This window comes from Nonomuraea cypriaca (assembly GCF_015645445.1).
In the GTDB taxonomy this organism is placed as follows: domain Bacteria; phylum Actinomycetota; class Actinomycetes; order Streptosporangiales; family Streptosporangiaceae; genus Nonomuraea; species Nonomuraea cypriaca.
Genome location: NZ_JADOGI010000079.1, coordinates 1 through 23,176, shown reverse-complemented (window position 1 = coordinate 23,176; position 23,176 = coordinate 1). Strand labels below are relative to the sequence as shown.

At 70.9% G+C, this 23,176-nt stretch carries 23 protein-coding genes and 1 pseudogene; 8 read left to right on the top strand and 16 right to left on the bottom strand.

Features of this window, described 5'->3' with window-relative positions; all coding sequences use genetic code 11:
- Positions 1-2: 2 nt before the first annotated feature.
- Positions 3-1,223, bottom strand: a complete 1,221-nt coding sequence (locus tag ITP53_RS25145; protein WP_195897905.1) for a deoxyguanosinetriphosphate triphosphohydrolase — start codon at positions 1,221-1,223, stop codon at positions 3-5.
- Positions 1,224-1,303: 80 nt separating this feature from the next.
- Here ITP53_RS25145 and ITP53_RS25140 point away from each other — a divergent pair, with 80 nt between their 5' ends.
- The 3 genes from ITP53_RS25140 to ITP53_RS25130 all read left to right on the top strand — a co-directional run bounded on the left by ITP53_RS25140 (position 1,304) and on the right by ITP53_RS25130 (position 4,537).
- Complete coding sequence (locus ITP53_RS25140; RefSeq protein ID WP_195897904.1) at positions 1,304-2,794, top strand: M48 family metallopeptidase; 1,491 nt, start codon at positions 1,304-1,306, stop codon at positions 2,792-2,794.
- A gap of 208 nt (positions 2,795-3,002) precedes the next feature.
- Positions 3,003-3,878, top strand: a complete 876-nt coding sequence (locus tag ITP53_RS25135; RefSeq protein ID WP_195897903.1) for a methyltransferase domain-containing protein — start codon at positions 3,003-3,005, stop codon at positions 3,876-3,878.
- A 53-nt stretch (positions 3,879-3,931) separates the two neighbouring features.
- Complete coding sequence (locus tag ITP53_RS25130) at positions 3,932-4,537, top strand: PadR family transcriptional regulator (protein WP_195897902.1); 606 nt, start codon at positions 3,932-3,934, stop codon at positions 4,535-4,537.
- On the opposite strand, the gene ITP53_RS25125 is transcribed toward ITP53_RS25130, so the two are convergent.
- From ITP53_RS25125 to ITP53_RS25115, 3 genes and pseudogenes are all read right to left on the bottom strand, one after another.
- Positions 4,538-5,143 carry an ABC transporter permease gene (locus ITP53_RS25125; RefSeq protein ID WP_195897901.1) on the bottom strand — a complete coding sequence of 202 codons (606 nt, stop codon included), beginning with the start codon at positions 5,141-5,143 and terminating at the stop codon, positions 4,538-4,540.
- A gap of 35 nt (positions 5,144-5,178) precedes the next feature.
- Positions 5,179-5,511, bottom strand: a pseudogene (locus ITP53_RS25120) (ATP-binding cassette domain-containing protein); the annotation flags it as partial.
- 44 nt (positions 5,512-5,555) lie between these two features.
- A complete protein-coding gene (locus tag ITP53_RS25115) occupies positions 5,556-6,452 on the bottom strand; it encodes a DMT family transporter (RefSeq protein ID WP_236051163.1) in 897 nt (298 codons plus the stop codon).
- 39 nt (positions 6,453-6,491) lie between these two features.
- Between ITP53_RS25115 and ITP53_RS25110 the strand changes: the two genes are divergently transcribed.
- Positions 6,492-7,004, top strand: coding sequence for a MarR family winged helix-turn-helix transcriptional regulator (locus ITP53_RS25110; RefSeq protein WP_195897900.1), 513 nt, complete (start codon positions 6,492-6,494; stop codon positions 7,002-7,004).
- Between the two features lie 88 nt (positions 7,005-7,092).
- On the opposite strand, the gene ITP53_RS25105 is transcribed toward ITP53_RS25110, so the two are convergent.
- Together ITP53_RS25105 and ITP53_RS25100 are read right to left on the bottom strand one after the other, a co-directional pair.
- A complete protein-coding gene (locus ITP53_RS25105) occupies positions 7,093-7,635 on the bottom strand; it encodes a GNAT family N-acetyltransferase (RefSeq protein WP_195897899.1) in 543 nt (180 codons plus the stop codon).
- A gap of 32 nt (positions 7,636-7,667) precedes the next feature.
- The gene (locus tag ITP53_RS25100; protein WP_207756401.1) at positions 7,668-7,886 is read right to left on the bottom strand and encodes a sigma factor; all 219 of its coding nucleotides are present in this window, start codon (positions 7,884-7,886) and stop codon (positions 7,668-7,670) included.
- Here ITP53_RS25100 and ITP53_RS25095 point away from each other — a divergent pair.
- A complete protein-coding gene (locus tag ITP53_RS25095) occupies positions 7,874-8,281 on the top strand; it encodes a carboxymuconolactone decarboxylase family protein (RefSeq protein ID WP_207756400.1) in 408 nt (135 codons plus the stop codon). The genes ITP53_RS25100 and ITP53_RS25095 overlap by 13 nt on opposite strands.
- 12 nt (positions 8,282-8,293) lie before the next feature.
- Here ITP53_RS25095 and ITP53_RS25090 read toward each other — a convergent pair whose 3' ends face one another.
- Positions 8,294-9,214, bottom strand: a complete 921-nt coding sequence (locus ITP53_RS25090) for an AraC family transcriptional regulator (protein WP_328815668.1) — start codon at positions 9,212-9,214, stop codon at positions 8,294-8,296.
- 154 nt (positions 9,215-9,368) lie between these two features.
- On the opposite strand from ITP53_RS25090, the gene ITP53_RS25085 reads away from it, so the two are divergent.
- Positions 9,369-10,451, top strand: a complete 1,083-nt coding sequence (locus ITP53_RS25085; protein ID WP_195897897.1) for an aldo/keto reductase — start codon at positions 9,369-9,371, stop codon at positions 10,449-10,451.
- Positions 10,452-10,496: 45 nt separating this feature from the next.
- Here ITP53_RS25085 and ITP53_RS25080 read toward each other — a convergent pair whose 3' ends face one another.
- Complete coding sequence (locus ITP53_RS25080; protein ID WP_328815666.1) at positions 10,497-11,123, bottom strand: TetR/AcrR family transcriptional regulator; 627 nt, start codon at positions 11,121-11,123, stop codon at positions 10,497-10,499.
- A 50-nt stretch (positions 11,124-11,173) separates the two neighbouring features.
- Between ITP53_RS25080 and ITP53_RS25075 the strand changes: the two genes are divergently transcribed.
- Complete coding sequence (locus ITP53_RS25075; RefSeq protein ID WP_195897896.1) at positions 11,174-12,121, top strand: NADP-dependent oxidoreductase; 948 nt, start codon at positions 11,174-11,176, stop codon at positions 12,119-12,121.
- 652 nt (positions 12,122-12,773) lie between these two features.
- On the opposite strand, the gene ppdK is transcribed toward ITP53_RS25075, so the two are convergent.
- A complete protein-coding gene (ppdK, locus tag ITP53_RS25070) occupies positions 12,774-15,407 on the bottom strand; it encodes a pyruvate, phosphate dikinase (protein ID WP_195897895.1) in 2,634 nt (877 codons plus the stop codon).
- Positions 15,408-15,637: 230 nt separating this feature from the next.
- On the opposite strand from ppdK, the gene ITP53_RS25065 reads away from it, so the two are divergent.
- A complete protein-coding gene (locus ITP53_RS25065) occupies positions 15,638-16,987 on the top strand; it encodes a cytochrome b (RefSeq protein WP_195897894.1) in 1,350 nt (449 codons plus the stop codon).
- Here ITP53_RS25065 and ITP53_RS25060 read toward each other — a convergent pair.
- The 7 genes from ITP53_RS25060 to ITP53_RS25030 are packed head-to-tail and all read right to left on the bottom strand — an operon-like array spanning position 16,984 to position 22,925.
- The gene (locus tag ITP53_RS25060) at positions 16,984-18,153 is read right to left on the bottom strand and encodes a HAMP domain-containing sensor histidine kinase (protein ID WP_195897893.1); all 1,170 of its coding nucleotides are present in this window, start codon (positions 18,151-18,153) and stop codon (positions 16,984-16,986) included. The genes ITP53_RS25065 and ITP53_RS25060 overlap by 4 nt on opposite strands.
- Positions 18,150-18,815, bottom strand: a complete 666-nt coding sequence (locus tag ITP53_RS25055; protein WP_195897892.1) for a response regulator transcription factor — start codon at positions 18,813-18,815, stop codon at positions 18,150-18,152. The genes ITP53_RS25060 and ITP53_RS25055 overlap by 4 nt, the downstream gene beginning before the upstream one ends.
- Positions 18,816-18,825: 10 nt before the next feature.
- On the bottom strand, positions 18,826-19,737 hold the full coding sequence (locus tag ITP53_RS25050) for a S1C family serine protease (RefSeq protein ID WP_207756399.1): 912 nt from the start codon (positions 19,735-19,737) through the stop codon (positions 18,826-18,828).
- Between the two features lie 5 nt (positions 19,738-19,742).
- Entirely contained in the window at positions 19,743-20,684 is a 942-nt protein-coding gene (locus tag ITP53_RS25045) for a VWA domain-containing protein (RefSeq protein WP_195897890.1), read from the bottom strand.
- Positions 20,681-21,799, bottom strand: coding sequence for a DUF58 domain-containing protein (locus ITP53_RS25040; RefSeq protein ID WP_195897889.1), 1,119 nt, complete (start codon positions 21,797-21,799; stop codon positions 20,681-20,683). Before ITP53_RS25040 ends, ITP53_RS25045 begins: the two co-directional genes overlap by 4 nt.
- Complete coding sequence (locus ITP53_RS25035) at positions 21,796-22,785, bottom strand: AAA family ATPase (protein WP_195897888.1); 990 nt, start codon at positions 22,783-22,785, stop codon at positions 21,796-21,798. The genes ITP53_RS25040 and ITP53_RS25035 overlap by 4 nt, the downstream gene beginning before the upstream one ends.
- Positions 22,782-22,925, bottom strand: a complete 144-nt coding sequence (locus tag ITP53_RS25030) for a hypothetical protein (RefSeq protein WP_195897887.1) — start codon at positions 22,923-22,925, stop codon at positions 22,782-22,784. Before ITP53_RS25030 ends, ITP53_RS25035 begins: the two co-directional genes overlap by 4 nt.
- Positions 22,926-23,176: the final 251 nt, after the last annotated feature.

The window sequence follows — 23,176 nt, the reverse complement described above, 5'->3', positions numbered from 1 at the left end:
GATCATCGGGAAAGCCGCCTGTGCCAGGCCACCGCCGAGGTGTCGGTGAGTGAGGCGATCTGGTCGATCACCACGCGAACCCGCGCCGCGTCGTCGCGGGCCGCCGTGAACGCGGGCCGGAACGCGGGCTCCAGCGTGCCAGGCGCGCCCAGCGTGATCAGCGAGGCCAGCTCGGTGATCAGCTCGCGCTGCCTGATCTGGTTGGCGTTGTGGTCCTCGGTGGCCATCACGTAGTGCGCGGTGACGCCTTTGAGCAGGGCGCACTCCAGCAGGGTGGCCCGGGGCACGACCAGGTCGGCGCGGTGGCGGGAGCCGTACACCTCCTTGGTGGCGGTCTGGGCGGAGCGGCAGAAGCGTCCGATGAGGCCGCTCGTGAGGGCTTTGAGCCCGGCGAGGTCGGCGAGGGTGGCCTCGAAGCGGCGCGGCCAGAGCGGGTCGGCGATCAGCCTGGCGAAGACCTCCTCCAGCTCGCCGGGGTCGGCGCCGGGGGCGTACCAGGTGCGGGTGATCTCGCACACCTGCCGGCGCTCGACGGGTGACATGAGCGCCTCGGGGGTGACGTGGCCGGAGTGGAGCGCGTCCTCCAGGTCGTGTACGGAGTAGGCGACGTCGTCGGCCCAGTCCATGATCTGCGCCTCGAAGCTCACCCGTCCTTCGGGCGCGCCCTCCCTGATCCAGGCGAACACGGGCAAGTCATCGTCATATACGCCGAATTTTGGTGACTTGTCGCAGGTCCAGGGATATTTGATGGAAGCGTCGAGCGCCGCCCGCGTCAGGTTGAGCCCGGCGCTGCGGCCGTCCTCGGTGAGGACCTTGGCCTCCAGTCTGGTGAGCAGGCGCAGGCTCTGCGCGTTCCCCTCGAACCCGCCGCACGACGCCGACAGCGCGTTGAGCGCGATCTCCCCGTTGTGCCCGAACGGCGGATGCCCCAGGTCATGGGCCAGGCAGGCGGTCTCGACCAGGTCGGGGTCGACGCCGAGCGTGGCGCCCATCTCCCTGCCGACCTGCGCGCATTCGAGCGAGTGTGTCAGCCGGGTGCGCGGGATGTGCTGGCCGCCGCCGAGCGTCTCTCCAGGGCCCACGACCTGCGTCTTCGCGGCCAGTCTGCGCAGCGCGGCGCTGTGCAGCACGCGGGCGCGGTCGCGTTCGAACGCGGAACGTTCCGGATTGCCGGAAGGTTCCGGAACCCAGCGCTCCTGGTCATGCTCGTCGTAGTACGGCATCGGTGCAGTGATTTTATCCAGTTTCCCGGGTCCGCTAAGGTCAAGCCTCGCGAGAACCCCTTCCCCGGGAGCACTCCCCCATGACGACTGCGTTCCGAGCAGTGCTGGCCTTCACCCTGCTCGCCGGCTTCTACGTGCTGGTCGCCCTCATCCTGACGGCGGCCATCTTCTTCGATGTGCTGCTCCTCGTCGACTTCCACGTGAACGCCGTCAAGTTCGCGGTCGTGCTCACCCTGGCGGCGGGCGCGCTCGTCCGCGCCCTGTTCATGGTGAGCCGCCGTCAGAGCGGCGAGCAGCCGGGCGTGCCGGTCGCGCGCGAGCACGAGCCGGTGCTGTGGCAGACGGTCGAGGAGCTCGCGCAGCGCGTCCGCACCGCGCCGCCCGACGAGATCCGCCTGGTCGCCGAGGTGAACGCGGCCGTCTCCGAGGACACGCGCCTGCTCGGGCTGCGGGCGACGCGGCGGCGGATGTACATCGGGCTGCCGCTGCTGCAGACGCTCACGGTGGACGAGATGCGCGCGGTGCTCGGCCACGAGCTCGGCCACTACAGCGGCGCCCACACGCGTCTGGGGGCGCCCGTCTACCGGGGGCGGGTGTCCTTGGTCGCCACGGTGCAGGGCCTCGGCAACCACCCGTTCGTCCAGCGCCTGTTCGCCTGGTACGCCAAGCTCTACCTGCGCGTCTCCCAGGCCGTCTCGCGCCGGCAGGAGCTGGAGGCCGACGAGTTCGCCGTCGCGATCAGCGGCCGCCAGGCGATGGCCGGCGCCCTGCGCAAGATCCACAGCACCGCGCTCGGCTGGGACCTGTACGCCGCCGCCTACCTGTCGCTCACGGGCACGGGCGGCGTCAGGCCGGCGTCGGTGTTCGGGGGCTTCCACGCGCTGATGAGCGACCAGGGCCGGCAGGCCGAGATCGCCAAGCTGGGCGAGCAGCCGGAGGAGGTCTCACCCTACGACTCCCATCCCAGCCTGGCCGACCGCCTCACCGCCCTCGAACGCCTGCCGGAGCCGCAGCACGTGCCCGACCCCCGCTCCGCCCTGACCCTGCTGCACGACCCGAACGTGGCGGTGCAGGCGGTCGAGCAGTCCATGTGGACGCCTGAGGCGCTGACCGGGCTGCGTCCGGTCTCCTGGGAGGAACTGGTCGCGCACGGCATGTACACAGGACGCAACGCCGAGGCCCTGCACGACCTGGCGGTGGCGGGCCAGCGGGTGATGGGGGCGGCCCGTCCTTACCTGGACGCCGCCTTCGAGGCGATCGCGCGCGGCCGGCAGGCGGAGCTGGAGGCCCAGCTGCGCGAGCAGGGCTGGAACCCGTCCGGCACGCTGCTCGCCGGGGTGCTCGGGCAGGCCCTGGAAGCGGTGCTGATCCAGCTCGGCGAGGCCCGGTGGACGCTGTCCTGGTCGGGACCCGCGCGGCTGCTGTTCGACGACGGCGAGGAGGTCGCCCTGTCGGAGTACGCCGCCCAGGTGGCGGGCGACCCGGCGGCCGTCCCTGGCCTGCGCCAGTGGCTCGGCGCCCACGGCATGCGCCACGACTACGTCCCCAACCAGGAACTCACCCATAACTAGCGTCCCTGCCGCCTTTCGATGACTCTTTACGCACAAGGCGTTACTCTATGGCACTCGCGACCGGCGGGGTCCCGTCGGTGGAGTGGGGGTGGTGGCGGCTCTTGCCAGATGCGCTCGGTATCCGTACGGTCACGTTGAGCGCTCTGTGAGCCTCCTGAGGAGGACGGGAGAAGTAATGGGGCCGCATGTCGCCTGGCGACTCAACGCCATGATCGATGCGATAACCGACCACCGCCCGCCCGTCACCGGCTCGATCGAGCAGGCCCTGCGGGCCGTCCCCCGCCACTGGTTCGTGCCGCCGCTGGGCCTGGCGCTGGGCAAGGACGGTGCGGTCGTGCTGATCGACCGCGACACCGACCCGCCGGCCTGGTGGGACGCCGTCTACGGCGGGCGGCCGATCGTGACCCAGCTCGACGCGGGCGGCACCGACCTGCGCGCCGGGATCGGCCGGCACACCTGCCGCAACCCCGCCCCCAGCGAGGTCGCCGACCTGCTGGAGCTGCTCGGCGCGGTCGCCGGGCAGCGGCTGCTGGAGATCGGGACGAGCACAGGGTGGACCGCCGGGCTGCTCTGCCGGATGGTCGGCGGATGGGGCAGCGTGACCTCGGTCGAGGCGGATCCCGCGGTGGCCGAGCAGGCCGCCAAGAACCTCGCCGCCGCCGGCGCCCACCCTTACCTGATCGTGGGCGACGGCGCGGGCGGCTGTCCCGAGCGGGCTCCGTACGACGGGGTGAACGTCACCCAGGCCGTGCGCACGGTGCCGTACGCCTGGGTCGAGCAGTCCCGCCCCGGCGCAGTGATCGTCGCGCCGTACGTCTGCGGCTCCGGTCACGCGGTGCGGCTGGAGGTGCTGGCGGACGGGACGGCGCGGGGCCGGTTCATGCGGTACGCGTGCCCCACGACGACCGCGCAGGACGGCCCGCCGGGTGCCACGCTGACCATGGCCATCCTCGCCGAGGAGTGGGCCGGCGCCCGCGCCACATGGGTGAGCTGGGGTGAGCCCGGGCGGGAGCGGTTCGGGATGACGGTCACGGCGGAGGGGCAGCGGGTGTGGCTGGACGACCCGGAACGCGTCGTCGGGTGAACGCGGTCCACCGCCTGTCATACGCTAGTCAAAGTTGAGTAGAAAGGGCGGGGATGTCAGCGATCCGGTTGCTGGTGCTGGGCGCCGTACGCAGGCACGGGCGGGCGCATGGCTACCAGCTGCGCAACGACCTGGAGTTCTGGGGCGCCAACGCGTGGGCCAACACCAAGCCGGGCTCGATCTACCACGCGCTGAAGCAACTGGCCAAGCAGGGGATGCTGCACGCGTACGACATCGCGCCGAGCACGGCGGGCGGCCCGCCGCGCACCGAGTACGAGGTCACCGAGCAGGGCACGGCCGAGTACTTCTCGCTGCTGCGCGAGTCGCTCACCACGCACGACAAGCCGGACATGCTCTCGGCGGGCCTCGGCTTCATCGTCGACCTGCCGCGTGAGGAGGCCGTCGCCCTGCTGAAGCAGCGGGTCGAACGGCTGGAGGAGTGGCGGGAGGCGGTCACCGCGTACTACACGCCGGAGGACGGCCCGGGGCAACTCGGCCACATCGGCGAGATCATGCACCTGTGGGTGAACTCGGCGGAGGTCGGGGTGGAGTGGACGCGCGGGCTGATCGAGCGGATCGAGGGCGGGGCGTACGTGTTCGCCGGCGAGGAGGGCGAACCTTTCGCCGGAGTCCTCGCCGACGACCACCCGCCGAGCTGATCACCACACGTCCGTCCGCCGGCGCCGCACAAACCGCCCGCCAGAACCGGACGACAGCCCGCAGGAACCGGACGACCGTTCACCGAAAACCGGACGGCCGGGGGCGGCCTGGGCGGCAACCGCCATGACCAGCTCGGGCCGGCCGGCGATCAGCCCGAGCCAGATCCCGCACCAGAGCATCGCGAAGCGCAGCAGGAGCAGCAGCCCGGCCGCGGCCGCCGCCGCGCCGAACGAGCCGTGCCAGCGCCACCCGATCGCGAGCCCCGCCCCGATCATGACCAGCAGACCGGCCACGGACTCCAGCATGTCGGCGATGCTCCGGCCGACCAGCACCGCCGAGGGGGCCATCGGCATGGACCTGAAGCGGTCGATGACGCCCTTGTTGATGTCCTGGGCGATCGCCGTCATCGTGGCCTCCAGCCCCCAGGCCATGGTGAGCGCGAGCATGCCGGGGACCAGGAACTCCTTGTAGTCACCACCCCCGGCCACCCGCATGCCGCCGCCGAGCAGGTACACGAACACCACCAGGAACATCACAGGGAACACCAGCCCGATCACCACCTGCCCCGGCCGGCGGGCCCAGCGGGCGAGCTCGCGCCGCGTCATGTTCCAGGAGTCCGCCAGCCACCAACCGGCTCCGAGTGCACCACCACGTCGATGCGGTCCCCGCCGACCTGCGCCTTGAGCTGGTCGGCGGTGCCGTCCGCGATCACCCGGCCGTGGTCGACCAGCGAGATGCGGTCGGCGAGCTGGTCGGCCTCCTCCAGGTACTGCGTGGTGAGCAGCTCGGTGGTGCCGCCTCCGACGAGGGAGCGCACGGCGTTCCACACCTCGGTACGGCCCCGCGGGTCGAGGCCCGCCGTCGGCTCGTCCAGGAACAGGACCTCCGGACGAACGATGAGCGAGGCGGCCAGGTCGAGACGGCGCCGCATGCCGCCGCTGTAGCCCTGGACGGATTTGCGCCCGGTGTCCGCGCGGAGCGTAAACTCCAGCCGCTTCGCTGGTCAAACTTGAATAGCTACGGGCACCGTTCGAGCGGGCGACCGGTTCGAGCCCGGACCGTCGCGGCCAGGCGCGTCGTGATCGGCTGGCCGAGCAGGATGCCGAGCAGCACCAGCGCCATCCCGCCGAACTGCCGCACGGTGAGCGCCTCCGCCGCGACCACCGTGCCGAGCAGCACACCGGTCACCGGGTTCAGCAGGCCGAGCAGGCCGACCGTGCCCGCGGGCAGGTGCCGCAGCCCCGCGAACCAGGCGGCGAAGGCGACGGCCGTGGCCACGACGGCGACGTAACCGAATGCGGCGAGCGCGGGAGCGGACAGGGCCGGCGGCGGGCCCTCCACCGCGACGGCGAACGGCACCAGGACGATCCCGCCGGCGATGAGCTGCCACGAGGTCGACGACAACACATCGGTCTCGTGGCTCCATCGCTTGGACAGGACGTACCCGATCGACGACATCACCATGGCGGCGACGGAGGCCAGCACGCCGAGACCGTCGAGGGCGGCCTCGCCGCCGAGCAGCATCAGGCACACGCCGGCGATGCCGAGCGCGGCGCCGGCCAGGTGCGCGATCCTGGGGCGCTCGGCCAGCATCGACCAGGCCAGGAGCATCATCACGACGGGCGAGGTGGCCATGATCGTCGAGGCGACGCTCGTCGGCAGTGACTGCGCCGCCAGGTAGATGAGCGCGAAGAACGCGCTCATGTTGAGCGTCCCCAGGACCAGGGACTTCCACCACCACGCGCCCCGTGGCAGCTTCCTGCTGACCAGCAGGAGCAGCAGCCCGGCGGGCAGCGCCCTGATGGCCGCGCCGTAGAGCGGGTGATCGGGCGGGAGGAACTGGTGGGTGACGTAGTAGTTCGTCCCCCACGCCACCGGTGCCACCGCCGTGACCAACGCCCAGCCCATCTTCATGGGCGCCATAGTATCTTCCTCGGAAGCTATCTTTGGGACATGAGCGAACCTCTCGACCACATCGCCCGCATCCAGCGGCAGTGGGCCCGCGAGCGCCCGGACATGGACGTCTCCCCGCAGGGCGTGATCGGCCGCCTCCACCGCCTCGCCGGACACCTCACCGAGCAACTGTGCGTGGTCTACCGGCGGTACGGGCTCGGGGAGGGCGAGTTCGACGTCCTGGCCGCCCTGCGCCGGGCCGGCGAGCCGTACGAGCACGCGCCCGGGGAGCTGGCCTCGTTCACCATGGTGACGACCGGCGCGATGACCAAGCGCATCGATCGCCTCGAACGCGACGGACTGGTCACCCGCCGCGTGAGCGACCGCGACGGCCGCGGCCGCGTCGTCGCCCTCACCCCCGCCGGCAAGGACCTGATCGACCGCGCCTTCACCGAACACATGCGCAACGAACGCCGCCTCCTCGACGACCTCACCCCGGAGCAGGCGGCCCAGCTCGAATCCCTCCTCACCACCTGGCTCGCCCGCTTCGAAACCCCCCTCCAAACCGACTGATCACGTACGGGTCCCACCACGGAGACCGAGCGACCTCAGCCGTACCGTCAAGACGCGACGCCGGAAAGGAGGACTGCGCCGCATGGCGTTACGGGGTCGTGGGCTCGTCCTGCCAGTTCGGCGGGGTCACGGTGCCGGAGAGCCAGTCGCGGCGGAGGATGGCGTAGCCGACCGAGTCGTGGACGCTGCCGTCAGGGGCGGGCCACGCCTCGCGGTAGTGGGACTCCTTCGCGTACCCGCTCTTGCGGAAGACCGCCCGCATCGCGTGGTTGTCCTGCCGCGTATTGCCCTCGATCCGCCTGATGTGCGGGAGCTCCCCGAAGAGGTGGCCGGTCAGCCAGGCGACCGCCCGCGTGCCGACGCCCCGCCCACGCCAGGCCCGCCGGATGCGGAGGTCGAACATGGGGGTGTCGTCGGCGAGATCCAGCAGCTTGATCAGCCCCGCGCGCTCGCCGTCGGCGAGGACCCAGTACGTCCTGGTCTCCTCGTCGTCATAGCGGCCCTCCGCGACGCCGCGCCTGATCGTCTCGGCGTCCTGGATCCACGCGTGGAAGGGCCACTCCTCCCCGGTCAGGAACCCGACGAGAAGGTCCACGTCGCCGGGCGAGAATCTCGAGAACTCGATGCTCACCAGCCGCATCGTTCCCGTCCGCCGCGCATCGGTCAAACACTTTTCCACGTGGCTACAGGACGCGCCGGATGAGATAGCTGTTGCCGGGACATGGCGTACCAGCGGGCGTAGGTCTCTTGGACGACATCCTCAGCGTCGACCAGAGTGCCGAGCAGCCGGTAGGCGAGGTTGATCAGCTGACGCCGCTCGCTCATGGCCGCGTTCAGGCTCGGATCGGGCGGGACGTGTCCTGGCTCGGATGGGGTGGTCATGGTGTCCCGGCTCCCTTGTTCGCAGCTACAGCCTGGTGCAACTCCGCGCCGGGCAGATCGTCGGCAGCACGTACCACACCGTCCGGCAAACCGGCCTCCTCCGCAAGGCCGGGGAGACAGAGGAGCGCATCACCGCCGTGGCATCCTGGCAGGACGCGCCCTACCTCACCGACGCCGAACGGGTCGCACTGGAGCTCGTGGAAGCCGTACTCACCCCGAGCCCGTCCGGGGAGCGCGTCCCCGACGAGCTGTACGCCAGGGCATCCGCCCACTACGACGACAAGGGGCTCTGGACGCTCACCCTGGCGATCAGCCAGATCTGCTTCTTCATCCCTGTCGCTCTCATCGCCAAGCCGATCCCTGGTAAGCCCCCCGGGAAGAACTACAGCAAGTAACCCCCTGCAGGCTCAGGGCAGCTGACGGACGACCGGCTGCACCACGGTGGCGCGTACGCGGGCGGCGTCGCGGCCGGGTGGGGCGCCGAAGAGGCGGCGGTACTCGCGGGTGAACTGGGAGGGGTTGTCGTAGCCGACCAGGTGGCCGACGCCGGCGACGTCACCCGGCCTGGCCAGCAACAGGGCGCGGGCCTCCTGAAGGCGGATGCGTTTCTGGAACTGCAGCGGGCTCAGCGCCGTGACGGCACGGAAGTGGCGGTGGAACGCGGAGGTGCTCATCGCGGCCAGCCGCGCGAGGTCCTCGATGCGCAGGGGTTCGGCGTAGTTGTCGCGGATCCAGTGGATCGCCCGGTTGATGTGGGTGAGATGGCTGTCCGCCGTACCGATCTGCCGGATCATGCCGCCGTACGGGCCGGTGAGCAGCCGCCAGAGGATCTCGCGTTCGATCAGCGGCGCCAGGACGGGCGCGTCGGCGGGGCGGTCGAGCAGGCGCAACATCCGGACCACGGCGTCGAGCAGGTCCGGCCCCGCTTCGCCGGTGGCGATCGCGGGCAGTCCTGCCGTCGTACGCGGCCACCGGCTCGCCGGGGCTTCGAGCAGCAGCGGGGCTATGGCGGCCGGGCGCAGCACGAGTCCCAGGCCCAGAGCGGGGGCCTGGGGCGTGGCGTCGATGAAGTTTCCGGTGACGGGCAGGTCGGCCGTGACCACGAGGCACTCGCCGGCCCGGTATTCGTACACCTGGTCGCCGAGCAGCAGACGTTTGCCGCCCTGGGCCATGACGACCAGGAGCGGCTCGGTCAGCGAGTAGTCCGGTGCTGAGGTGCCGACCTTGGACAGCAGCAGCCCGCCGATCGGCGTCGTCAAGTCCGGGCGCGCGTGAGCCGCGACGAGCGTACGGATCTCGTCGAGGAGGTGCTGGGTGGAAGGGCGCACGGTTCTCACGGAAGCATCCGGGGCGGCGTACGGCAAGTCAGATCGGGGCGAAGTCGAGAGGATCGTGCAAGAGCGCGAGCCGATCGGACTACCCCCGCATAGGTGCGGCGGGTTTGCATGGTGGGGACGATTCCGACGCAGAAAAGGTGGGCTCATGCCGCTCGATCACTATGTCACCCTCGGCCGCTCGGGGCTGCGGGTCAGCCCGTTCGCGCTCGGTGCGATGACCTTCGGGGAGGATCCCGGCGGCGCCGAGTGCGACGTGGCGGAGTCGGAGAAGATCCTGGCCGCTTACCTGGATCGGGGCGGGAACTTCATCGACACCGCCAACTTCTACACCAACGGGCACTCCGAGAGGATCCTCGGCGACTTCTTCGCCGCGCGTCCAGGACGGCGTGAGCGCGTGGTGCTGGCCTCGAAGTTCTTCGCGAACCTCTTCCCCGGCGACCCCAACGGCGGAGGAGCGGGCCGCTCGTCGATCATCGCCCAGCTCGACGAGACCCTGCGCCGCATGCGCACCGACTACCTCGACCTGTACTGGCTGCACAACTGGGACCGCCACACCCCCATCGAGGAAACCCTGCGCACCCTGGACGACCTGGTCCGGGCCGGCAAGATCCGCTACGTCGGGTTCTCGAACACGCCCGCCTGGGTCACCGCCCAGGCCCAGACCACGGCGCTGCTGAGGGGCTGGACCCCGCTGGTCGCGCTGCAGGTCGAGTACTCGCTGCTCGCCCGTACCGTCGAGGGCGAACTCGCGCCGCTGGCCCTCGACCAGGGCATGGCGCTGGTCCCCTGGAGCCCGCTGAAGAACGGTTTCCTGTCCGGCAAGTACCGTCGCGGCGCGCAGGTCGCCGACTCCGTCCGTACGGCGTTCGTGGGCGGCCCCAGCGAGGACGAGTTCACCGTCATCGACGCCGTCGCCGCGATCGCCGGCGAACTCGGCACCACCTCGGCGGCCGTGTCGCTGGCCTGGCTGCGCGCCCGGCAGGGCACCGTCGTGCCCATACTCGGCGCTCGGCGCGTCGAACACCTGGAGGGCAATCTCGCGGCTCTGGAGGTGACCCTCGGCCCTGGACAACTGCGGGCACTCGACGAGGTCTCGGCACCGGCCCTCGGCTATCCCGCTCCGATGCACGGTTCGCTCCGGGCGATGCTCCAGTTCGCCGGGACGACCGTCGACGGTGAAACATCCACGGTGTATCCCCCGCTGCTGCAGAGCGCCGTCCGCTACTGAACAACGGCACCTGACTCCCGCAGAGCGGCGCCCCGGATGCGGGCCCTAGCGGACGGAAAGTGGCAGCCGGACGGCCGGCGGAAGGGGCGTCGGGACAGGGTTCGCCCGGAACGATTGGATCATCAGGGCGGCGAAGCGGCGCGACGCCGCCACTCTCATCTCACGTGACTCGGCGCGGATGCCGTCGTTCGCCATGATTGCCAGAATGATGTCCTCCAGGACGAAATCCGCCCGCAGGTCGCCCGCTTCCTTCGCGCGTCGGACGAGTTGGAGCAGCAGACGCAGCGCGCGGTCGCGGTCCGCGGTGAAGTAGTCGACCGCCGGGGGAAGCTGCGAGGTGAATGCGCGGGAGAAGCCCCGGTCGAGGGCGTGCAACTCCATGAGCTTCTCGATCACCAGGCAGAACCCGCGCCACGGGTCGTCCGCCGCCAGGCCCTCCTCGACGACCGCCGAGCACATGGCCATCTGCTCGGCGAAGGCCTCGGTGAACAGCGCTTCCTTGGTCGGGAAGTGCCGGTAGACGGTCGCGACGCCCACCTGTGCGCGCCGGGCGATCTCCCGGATCGGCACGTCGAGGCCCTCGGCGGCGAAGGCCGCGCGGGCGACCGCGAGGATGCGCACGCGGTTGTCGCGGGCGTCCGAGCGCAGCTTTTGCATCACTTCGGCCGTCACCGCTCTCACTTTAGCCAAACGGACGGGGTGCTCCGTTACGGTTTCGGCGCATGAGAGCTGTTCAGTTTTCCGAGTACGGCCCGCCCAGCGTTGTGCATGTCGCCGAGGTCGGCGAGCCACATGCCGGACCGGGGAAGATCCGCATCGCCGTACGGGCGTCCGGAATCTCGGCAGGGGAGACGTACATCCGCTCCGGGATGCTGCGTGACAAGGTGGCCACGACGTTCCCGTACCGGACCGGGTTCGACGCCGCGGGCGTGGTGGACGAGGTCGGCGACGGCGTGACGGGCGTCGGCATCGGCGACGAGGTGTTCGGCTTCACGACCATGGCCGCGCGCGGCGCCAACGCCGATCACGCGGTCCTGGCCGCCTGGGCACCCAAACCGGCCGCGTGGAGCTGGGAGGAGGCCGGCGGCGCCGCGGGCAGCGTCGAGACGTCCACCCGGGTCCTCGACCGGCTGGCGGTCGGCGCCGGGCACACCGTGCTGGTGCAGGGCGCGGCCGGTGGGGTGGGCACGATCGCCGTCCAGCTGGCGGTCGCACGCGGCGCCACCGTCATCGGTACGGCCGGCGCGCACAACCACGACTTCCTGCGTTCCCTCGGCGCGGAGCCGACGACGTACGGGACGGGGCTGGTCGAACGGGTTCGCGCGCTGGCACCGGACGGGGTGGACGCAGTGTTCGACTGCGCCGGAGGGGCGCTACCCGACCTGATCGCCATCGCCGGGGACCCGGCGCGCGTGGTGACGATCGCCGACTTCACCGCGGCGGCCCACGGCGTACACATGTCGCACAGCGCGCCGGTCGACGACACGGGCGCGGCCCTCGGCGCCGCCGACCCGCTGGCACTGCACGGCCTCGACATCGCGATCAAGCTCGCCGAGGAAGGGCGACTGCGGGTGCCTGTCGCGGCGGCGTTCCCGCTGGCCGAGGCCGAGGCCGCGCACGAGCTTAGCGAGAGCCGCCACGCCCGCGGAAAAATCGTGCTGGTGAGCTGATCGAGCGCCCCGGAGCGCATGCAGATGATCTGAGCAGGCGATGCCCCAATCCTCGGCACTGCGACGCGCATTCTTGAAGGGCGCAGCAGCCCTGGCCCTAGCGGAGCTGCTGCGCCAACTCGGCAGCGACAACCACGCTGGGCTCCAGATCGCCGATCTACTTGCAACTACCCTGGTATTCCCTATGGCGGCATGGGCATATTGCCCTCGGCGGCCTGGAAATCCTCATTCGTCAGGGCTCTACGCCAACGTGCAAGCAGACTTCGGCGCCCGACTCCGAAGTCTGCAGTATCGCTACCGTGACGAGACGGGGAAGTGGCGTGGAGGTCTCGTCGTCAGCGATCCCGTGTCCAAGCAGCCCGGCTCCCGGCTCTTCGAAGCTTGATAGCGCCAGCGGTGCCGGCCCGGCCCAGCCCGCAGCCGCAACCGGGGGCGGCTTCGGCGTCGTCGGCGAGTTCGCACGCCAGCACCCGGCCGAACATCTCTGGATCCACGGTCTTTCGCCTGGCCGGCCAAGCGTCCGAGTGCCCGGATTTCTCGCCGAACGCCGACCGGACGGCAACGGGTGGGGGCGGCAGTCCCCTGGGGGGCGCTGCGCGAGCAGTCGCATGGCGCGCAGCGCCCCTAACGCGAGCGGCCTTGGGTGGGGTGGTCAGCGGGTGTCGGAGTCGGATTGGGTGAGGGCGGCTCGGGCGGCTTCCAGGCGGGCCACCGGGATGCGGAACGGGGAGCAGGAGACGTAGTCCATGCCGGCCTCGTGGCAGAAGTGGACCGAGTCCGGGTCGCCGCCGTGTTCGCCGCAGATGCCGATGTGCAGGTCCGGCCGGGCGGCGCGGCCCTCCTCGACCGCTGTCTTGATGAGCCTGCCGACCCCGTCCCTGTCGATGGTCTCGAACGGGGAGACGCCGAAGATGCCCAGGTCCAGGTAGCGGGAGAAGAAGGCGGCCTCGACGTCGTCCCGCGAGAAGCCCCACGCCATCTGGGTCAGGTCGTTGGTGCCGAAGGAGAAGAACTCGGCCGCCTCGGCTATCTGGCCGGCGGTGAGGGCCGCCCTGGGGACCTCGATCATGGTGCCGATCTGGGCCTCCACGCCGACGTCCGCGAGGATCTTGACGGCCTCCTCGCGTACCTCCTCCAACTCCTGTACGGCGGCCACCAGCGGAATCATGATCTCCGGCCGCGCCCCCTGGACCTCCTTGGCCGCCCTGGCGATCGCCCTCACCTGCATGGCGAACAGGCCCGGGATCACCAGGCCCAGGCGTACGCCTCTGAGGCCGAGCATCGGGTTCTGCTCGTGGAGGCGTTTGACGGCCGTCAGGAGCTTGCGGTCCTGCTCGGTGGCCTCGCCCGTGGCGACCTTGACCGAGAGGTCGACGATGTCGGGGAGGAACTCGTGCAGCGGCGGGTCGATCAGGCGAATTGTCACGGGATCGCCACCCATTGCCTGAAAAATCTGGATGAAGTCGGCTTGCTGGAGGGGCTCCAGCGCGTCCAGCGCCGCCTGACGGTCCTCGTCCGTCGACGCCAGGACCAGGTCCTCCACCAGTTGCCTGCGCTCCCCCAGGAACATGTGCTCCGTACGGCACAGCCCGATCCCCTGCGCCCCGAAGCGCCGGGCCCGAGCCGCGTCGTCCGGCGTGTCGGCGTTCGCCCGCACGCCCAGCCCGCGTACGCCGTCCGCGTGCCGCATGATGCGGTCCACCGCCCTGACGAGGTCGTCGGCGGGCTCCGCGCCCTCGAAGAACTCGACGACCTCCGAGGCCACCACGGGCACCTCCCCGAGGAACACCTCACCGGTCGTCCCGTCGATGGAGATGACGTCGCCCTCGGAGACGACCACGTCGCCGGGCGCGGTGAACCTGTGCTCGCCGTTCACCACCTCCAGCGTGTCCGCGCCGCACACGCACGCCTTGCCCATGCCGCGGGCGACCACGGCCGCGTGCGAGGTCTTGCCGCCGCGGCTGGTCAGGATGCCCTTGGCGGCGATCATGCCGGCCAGGTCGTCGGGGTTGGTCTCGCGGCGGACCAGGATGACGTCCTCCCCCTGCGCGGCCAGTTCCACGGCGCGCTCCGAGGTGAACACGGCCTTGCCGACGGCCGCGCCCGGCGACGCCTTCACGCCGTCGGCGACCTTCCTCCTGTCGGCGCCGGCGTCGAAGCGGGGGAACATCAGCCGCGCGAGCTGGTCGCCCGTGACCCGCGTGACGGCCTCGTCGAGCGTGATGAGGCCCTGGTCCACGAGCTGGGTGGCGATGCGGAACGCGGCCGCCGCTGTACGCTTGCCGACCCGCGTCTGCAGCATCCACAGCTTGCCGCGCTCGATCGTGAACTCGATGTCGCACAGGTCCTTGTAGTGGTGCTCCAGGGTCTCCATGATCCCGAGCAGCTCGTCGTACGAGCGCTTGTCGATGCGCTCGAGCTCCTCCAGCGGGATCGTGTTGCGGATGCCGGCCACCACGTCCTCGCCCTGGGCGTTCTGCAGGTAGTCGCCGTAGATGCCCTGGTTCCCGGAGCCGGGGTCGCGGGTGAAGGCGACGCCGGTGCCCGAGTCGTCGCCGTAGTTGCCGAAGACCATGGCCATGATGTTCACGGCGGTGCCGAGGTCGGCGGGGATGCGTTCCTGGCGGCGGTAGAGGATGGCGCGCGGAGCGTTCCAGGAGTCGAAGACGGCCATGACGGCCAGGCGCATCTGCTCGCGCGGGTCGGTCGGGAAGTCCCTGCCGGTCTGCTCGCGTACGATGCCCTTGAACGTCTCCACCAGCCGCTGCAGCTCACCCGCGTCCAGGCCGGTGTCCTGCCGCCGCCCCTTGACCCCGTCGAGCGCGTGCTCGAACAGTTCGCCGTCGATCCCGAGCACGGTCTTGCCGAACATCTGGATGAGCCGGCGGTAGGAGTCCCAGGCGAAGCGCTCGTTGCCGCCCGCCTGCTTGGCCAGGCCGTGCACGGACTGGTCGTTGAGCCCGATGTTGAGAACGGTCTCCATCATGCCCGGCATGGAGAACTTCGCTCCCGATCGCACGCTGACCAGCAGCGGGTCGTCGGCCTGCCCGAGCCGCCTGCCCATCTGGGCCTCCAGCGCGTCGAGGTGTCCGGCGACCTCCCGGTCCAGGCCGTCCGGCACGGCGCCGGCCGCCAGGTAGTGGCGGCACGCGTCGGTGGTGATCGTGAATCCGGGAGGAACGGGGAGATCCAGGTTGGTCATTTCGGCGAGGTTCGCACCCTTGCCGCCGAGAAGATCCTTGAGATTCCTGTTGCCCTCGGTGAAATCGTAAACGTACTTGGCCACCACAGCTCCAATCGAACGCCTCTGCCCCGGACTCTACCGGCGAAATTGATGATGAAACTGCACTCCTCCGTTATGTCAGCATTTGTGCTGGTGAAGGGCCTACAAGAGGTCTAATCCAATTATACGTCCATTGACCGAAAATTGGTTTATACCAATTGGTTTAAACCAATTCTTGTGAAAGAGGGAGGGTTAGGTGGAGAATCGAGGCACACCCCCATCAGGAGGCGCCCATGGCCACTCCTACCCGGCCCGCGCGGCGTACGCGTGTCGTCGCGGGTTCCGCCAAGTTCGGGCGGGATTCGGCGATCTACCTCGACGAGAGGCTGCCCTTCGCCCGCTGGCTCCGGCCGCAGTTGCGCAAGCTGTTCCCGAGCCACTGGTCGTTCCTGCTCGGCGAACTGGCGCTCTACTCGTTCGTGTTCCTGGTGCTGACCGGCACGTTCCTGACGCTGTTCTACAAGCCGAACCCCGACGTGGCCTTCGAGTCGGTCAGGGAGATCAGCCTTGAGGTGCGCGGCGGGCTGCTGATGCGCCAGCTGCACCACTGGTCGGCGACGGTGTTCGTGCTGTCGATCGTGGCGCACCTGTGCCGTGTGTTCTTCACCGGCGCGTTCCGCAGGCCGCGCGAGCTGACCTGGATGCTCGGCGTGCTGTTGTTCGGGCTCGTGCTGTTCGAGTCGTTCCTGGGGGTCTCGCTGGCCGCCGACCAGCTCGGGATGACGGGGCTGCGGCAGGCGCAGGGGGTGCTGCTGTCGGTCCCGCTGGTGGGCACGTACCTGTCGGCGTTCGTGTTCGACGGGGAGTTCCCCGGTCAGGTGATCCCGCGCCTGTTCGCCCTGCACGTGCTGCTGGTGCCGGGCATCCTGCTGGCGGTGGTGCCGCTGCACGCGCTGATCCTCACGTGGCGGCAGAAGCACACCGAGCGCCGGGCCACGGCCGCCGCCGAGTCCCAGGTCACCGGTGGGCCGTTCTTCCCCTACTTCGCGGTCAAGAACGCCGCCACGGCGCTGTTCACGCTGGGGGTCATCACGCTGCTGGCCACGTTCGCGCGGGTCAGCCCGGTGTGGGAGCGCGGGCCGTACAGTCCGGGCGCGCAGCCGCCGTCGGCGCAGCCGTTCTGGTACTACGGGGTGCTGGACGGCGCGCAGCGGCTCGTCCCCGCGTGGGAGATCCCGATCGGCGGGTACGTCCTCCAGCCCGGCCTCTGGATACCGCCGCTCATCCTGACGGCGTTCTTCTGCGTGCTGTTCTGCTGGCCGTTCATCGAGCGGCGCTTCACCGGCGACGGCGACCACCACCACCTGCTCGACCGGCCCGCGCGGGCCCCGGTGCGCACGGCGCTGGGCGTTGCGGTGATCACGCTCTTCACGGTGCTGTGGGCGGGGACGTGGGTGTCGGCGGCCCCGCCGGACATGCACGCCCCACCCGGCTTCCCGCAGCCGCCGCCCGCTCCGCCCGCGCTGCTGACGGTGCCGGCCGGCGTCTACGAAGCGGTCGTGCTGGGACTGCGCGTCGCGGTGTTCGTGTTGCCTGTCGCCGCCTTCCTGGTGACCAGGGCCATCTGCCGGCGCAGGTCTTAGGCGAGGGGGTCGTCGTCGGGTGGTGTGCCTGGCACGCCGTCGCGCGGTTGCAGCCACAGCACGAACGTGGCCCCCTCCCCGAGCCTGGAGAACACCGCCACCCGGCCCCCGTGCGACTCCACGATCTGCCGGACGATGGCCAGGCCCAGGCCCGTGTGCCGGTCGCGGCGGCTCGACTCGCCGCGCCAGAAGCGGTCGAACACCCGCTCCTGGTCCGCCTCGCCCAGCCCGGGGCCGTCGTCGTGGACCGCCACCCACAGCCAGCCCTCCGACCGGCCGGCGGCGACGCGGATGGCGCCGCCCTGGGGTGACAGGCGCACGGCGTTGGAGAGCAGGTTGGCCACGGCTCGCCGGAGCGCGTCGGAGTCGCCGGTCATCTCCAGGCCCCGCCCGAGATTACGCGTGATCGTCACGTCCTTGGCGGCGGCCGGGGCCGCGTACTCCTCGCACGCCTCCCCCACCACCCTGGCCAGGTCGAGGTCGGCGTCGGCGAACGCGCCGCCCTGACGCCTGGCGCTGGCCAGCAGGTCCTCGACCAGCGTGGTCATGCGGGTCGTCGCGCGGTCCACGATGGCCACGGCCCTGGTCCGCTCCTCGTCGCTGGCGTCGGGGGCGGCCAGCACGGCGTCCACGTTCGCCCTGATGATGGTCAGCGGGCTGCGCAGCTCGTGGGAGGCGTCGTCGATGAGCTGGCGTTGCGCGCTGAACGCCTCCTCCAGCCGGTCCAGCATCGTGTCGATGGTGTCGGCCAGGTCCTTGAGCTCGTCGCGCGGCCCGTTCAGCTTGATGCGCCGGTTCAGGTCGGTGGCCTGGATCTCCTCCGTGGTACGGGTGATCGACCTGACCGGCCGCAGCACCCGGCCCGCGAGCACCCAGCCGATGCCCAGACTGGCCAGGAAGAGCCCGACCAGCGTGACCAGCGAGTAGTCGCGCAACGTGGCGAGCGTCTTGACGTTGACCGCGTTCTCGACCTGCTCGACGAAGACCACCTCGCGCTTGTTCACGTACTGGTTGCCCGAGTAGACCTTGGCGTACTCGGTGGTGTACGGGCGCTGGTCGGTGGTCTCGGAGACCGCGTAGTAGATGCCCCCGAGCACGAGCGCGGCCAGGACGAACAGCAGGCCGGAGTAGAGCACGGTGATCCGGAAGCGGATGGTGTGGATCATGCGGGTTCCTTGAGCCGGTATCCCCGGCTGATCACGGTCTCGATCAGGCCGTCCTCCTGCAGCTTGCGGCGCAGATTGCCGACCGTGACGCGTACGGTGCTGGTGAACGGGTCGGTGTGCTCGTCCCAGACGTGTTCGAGCAGCTCTTCACTGGACACGACGTGGCCGGGCCTGGTCATCAGGTAGTGCAGGACGCCGTACTCCTTGGGCGTGAGGGCCAGCGACCTGCCGTCCAGCGTCACCTCCATCCTGGCCGTGTCGATCCGCAGACCGCCCACCTCGATCACGGACGTGCCGCCGCCGGCCTCCCTGCGCAGCAGCGCCCGCACCCTGGCCAGCAGCTCGGGGAACGCGAACGGCTTGACCAGGTAGTCGTCGGCGCCCTCGTCGAGCCCGCGGACGCGGTCGTCCAGCCGGTCCCTGGCCGTCACCATGATGATCCGCACCCCCTGCCCCGCCGAGCGCACGGTGCGGCACAGCTGGAAGCCGTCGCCGCCCGGCAGGTTCAGGTCGAGCAGCACCAGGTCGTACGTGTTCACCGCCAGCTTCTCGTGCGCGGCCGGCGCGTCGTAAGCCACGTCGACCGCGTATCCCGCGCGGACGAGGCCGACGCGCAGGGCGTCGACCAGGTCCTCCTCGTCCTCGACCACCAGCAACCGCATGCCTTGGACCCTAGTTTCGGATGATGCGTTCCGCGATGGGCGCGGCGCGGTCGATCGGGATGGCGAATCCGATGCCGATGTTGCCGCCGCCACGCGAGGCCGCGATCGCGGTGTTCACCCCTACGACCTCGCCCCGGGCGTTCACCAGCGGGCCGCCCGAGTTGCCGGGGTTGATGGACGCGTCCGTCTGCACCGCCGTACGCCTGGAGCCACCCAGCCGTACCTCCCGGTCCAGGGCGCTGACGATGCCGGAGGTCACCGTGCCCGACAGGCCCAGCGGCGAGCCGATCGCCAGCACCTGGTCACCGACGGCCAGGTCGGAGGAGCGGCCCAGCGTGGCCGGCGTCAGGTCCGCGGGGAAGGCCACCTCCAGGACGGCCAGGTCCTCGTCGTCGTCCTCGCCGATCACCCGCGCGGACACCCGGCGGCCGTCGCTCAGCACCACGATCACCTCGCCGGTGCCCCTGATCACGTGCGCGTTGGTCAGGATGTGGCCGCCGTCGTCCACCACGAACCCCGAGCCGCCCAGCGAGCCGGCCTCCACGGAGACCACGCTGGGCAGCACGCGGGCCGCCGTCGCGCTCAGCCCGGTCAGGGCCGCCGAGGGGTCGGGGGCCACCCTGGGGAGGGCCGCGGCGGGGGCCGGCTCAGACCCTTCGTAGAGCCGGGCCCCCGCCACGCCCGCCACCGCGCCGGTGAGCGCCGCGACGAGCGCGGCTGTCACCAGCACACGCCCTCCGTACGGCTTGGGCGCGGTCCGCGGCGGTGTCGTGGGGGTGCTCCGCGGTGGTGTCGTGGGTGTGCTCTGCGGCGGTGCCGGGCCGAACACCGGTCGCGCCGGGGCGGGCGCAGCACCGTTGACCTGCCCGTGGCGGGCGCCGAGCGGCAACGTAAGGAACTCGGGGCCGCGCGGCCTGCCCATGCCTCTCATGGCAGCCTCGAGAACCACAGCATCGACGTCACCGCCGCGAACAGCGCGAAGATCAGCCCCGCGGCCACGAACCACTGCCAGACCTCCTGACGCTCGGTCCGGTAGCCGACCGACGTGCCGATGTCCTCGTAGACGGCCTGCAACTCGTCGCCGCTGGCCGCCTCGTAGAAGCCGCCGCCGGCCGTCTCGGCCAGCCCCTGCAGCGCGGGCCCGTCCACCGGCACCGGGGTCTCGCGACCCCCGAGTACGACCGTGCCGTCGGGGGTGCCGTACGCGATGGTCGTCACGGGCACGCCCCTGGACTGCGCCTCCCCGGCCGCGTCAGACACCGTGCGGCCGGTCGTGTTGGAGCCGTCGGACAGCAGCACGATGTGCGCGGGCGGCGCCTGCTCCTCCGAGTCGAGCGCGGCGATGGCCTCCAGCGAGGAGAAGACCGCCTCGCCGATGGCCGTGCCGGAGTCCGTGTTCAGCCGGTCGAGCGCGCTCAGCACGGCCTGCCGGTCCGTGGTGGGCGGCACCGCGACGGAGGCCGACGACGAGAACGACACCAGGCCCAGGTTGAACCGCTCCGGCAGCCCTCGGACGAACTGCCTGGCCGCCTGCAGGGCCGCCTCGAACCGGTTCGGGGCGACGTCGGTGGCGTCCATGGACGCGGACACGTCGAACGCCACCATGATGGTCGCTCGTTCCCTCGGCACCTGCACCTCGGCCGTCGGCCGGGCGAAGCCCACCACCAGCAACACGAACATGAGCAGCAGCGCCGCCGCGGGAACGTGCCTGCGCCAGCCAGGCCGACGCGGGGCCACCTTGTCGAGCAGGTCGAGGTTGGTGAAGCGGACGGCGTACGAGCTGCGGCGCAGGGCCATGAGCAGGTACGCGAGGGCGAGCAGGGCCACCGGGACGAGCAGCAGCAGCCAGACGGGCGCGATCAGCGTCACGCCGCATCACCTCCTCCACCGCCACCCACGCCCCCATCCGGGGCCGCGCCGCCTTCACGGGAACCGGGAGCCGCGCCCCCGGACGGTCCGCCTCCGCGGTAGCCAGGGGCCGCGCCTCCGGACGGGCCTCCCGCTGCGGAGCCGGGCGCGGCGCCCCCGGACGGGCCGGATCCGGGGGCGCCGCCGGGGGTGGCTGCCGGGTAGACCGGGGCGGCGGCCAGCTGGGCCAGGCGGCGCTGCCGCATGACGTGCTGGACCAGGTCGCGCACCCAGTCCCGGTCGGTACGCAGCCGCAGGTGCGTCACCCCGGCCCTGCGCAGCGCCTGCGCGATGGCGTCCCGCTGCCCCGCCGCCGCCTCGGCGTACCTGCGGCGTAGGCGGGCGCTGCCGGTGGCGACCTCGCGCCGCCGCCCGGACTCCGGGTCGATCAGCGTCAGGATCCCCACGTCCGGCAGGGTCAGCTCACGCGGGTCGACCACCTCCACGCCCAAAACCTGGTGCCTGGCGGTGAGCCGGCGCAGCGGCGGTTCCCACGTCTCCGGCTCGTCGAGGAAGTCCGACACGACGACGACCAGGCCCCGGCGGCTGACGACTCGGCCGAGTTGCTCGGCCGCGACGCCGAGCAGCGGCTCGGCCACCCCGGGCGGGGTCCGGGGCAGCCCGAACGCCGCCTGCAGCAGCGCCATCAGATGCGGCCGTCCCGTCCTGGCGGGCAACGTCCTGACGCCGCCGCCGTGCAGCAGATGGGTGCCGATCCTGTTGCCGGTCCGCTGGGTCAGGAATCCGACCGCCGCCAGAGCGGACAGCGCCAGTTCGCGCTTCTCCATCGCCGCGGTGCCGAAGTCCATGCTGGCCGTGGCGTCGAGCAACGCCCAGATCTCCAGCTCCCGGTCGGCGACCAGGTCGCGCACGTGGGGCTCGTTCGTGCGCGCGGTGACGTTCCAGTCCATCCGCCGCACGTCGTCTCCCGCCTGGTACGGCCTGGTCTCCGCCGGTTCGCTCCCCGGACCTGGCAACAGGCCCAGGTGCTCGCCCTGGAGCAGCCCATCCAGCCTCCTGGTGATCGTCAGCTCGAGCCTGCGCAACGCCGGCTCTGCCATCAGGTACGGCTTCATGCCACGGCTTCCCTGGTCTCCTGCTGCGGGGCAATGATCGGCAGCGGCACGGCCGCCAGCACCCGGTCCACGATCTGCCGGGGCGCCACCCCGTCGGCCAGCGCGTCGAAGGACAACACCAGCCGGTGCGCCATGACGTCGTGCGCCAGGTCCCGTACGTCCTCGGGCAGCACGTAGTCACGCCCGCGCATGAGGGCCAGCGCCCGGCCCGCCGCCAGCAGGCCGAGCGTGGCCCTGGGGCTCGCGCCGAAGGCCAGCAGCCGCCTCACGTCCTGGACGCCGTACCTGTCGGGGTCGCGGGTGGCGTAGACGAGACGGACGGCGTACTCGGCGACCGCGTGGTGCACGAAGACCTCCTCGGCCCGGCGCTGCAACGCGACGACCTGCGCCGGGCCGAGGATGTTCTGGGGTACGGGCGGGTCCACGCTCATGCGGTAGACGATCGCCAGCTCCTCCGATTCGCTGGGATAGCCCACGTCGATCTTCATGAGGAAGCGGTCCCGCTGCGCCTCGGGCAGGTGGTAGACGCCCTCGGACTCGATCGGGTTCTGGGTGGCCAGCACCAGGAACGGCCGCGGCACCTCATGGGTGACGCCGCCGATGCTGACCTGGTGCTCGGCCATGATCTCCAGCAGGGCGGACTGCACCTTCGCGGGCGCCCGGTTGATCTCGTCGGCCAGCAGCAGGTTCGCCATGACCGGGCCGAGCTCGATGTCGAACGTCTCCGTCGACGGCCGGTAGATCCTGGTGCCGACGATGTCGGCGGGCACCAGGTCGGGCGTGAACTGGATGCGGGCGAACGTACCGCCCACCACGGCGGCCAAGGTCTCGGCGGCCAGCGTCTTCGCGATGCCCGGCACGCCCTCCAGCAGGCAGTGACCCTTGGCGAGCACCGCCACGAGCAGCCGCTCGACCATGTGGTCCTGGCCGACGATGACCCGCTTCACCTCGAACAGCGCGCGTTCGAGCAGCGCCGGGTCGGTCATGGCTGCACCTTGGCGGGGCAGTCGTCCACGACGAGCCGCAGCTCCATGGCGCTCGGCTCGGGATCGGCGAACGCCGCGCTCCCGGTCATGAGCAGGGCTCCGGCGGCCAGCAACACAAGAGCGAAACGTGATGTACGCATTGATGTCCCTTGTCCCTCGTATGGCCGTTCATCGGCTTACCAGAGATGTCATCAGGCGACCGCGAAAACCCGCGTAACTGCCTCCTTTACACGATTTTTCGGTCGGTGGGATTACATCTCCGGCATGACGCCCATCCAGCGCTATCTCGCAGAAGAGGTGGCCCACGACCACGTGGACGGCCTGATCCCCCGCCGTGAAGCACTGCGCAGGCTCGCCCTGCTCGGCCTGGGCCTTCCCGCGGCCACCGCCC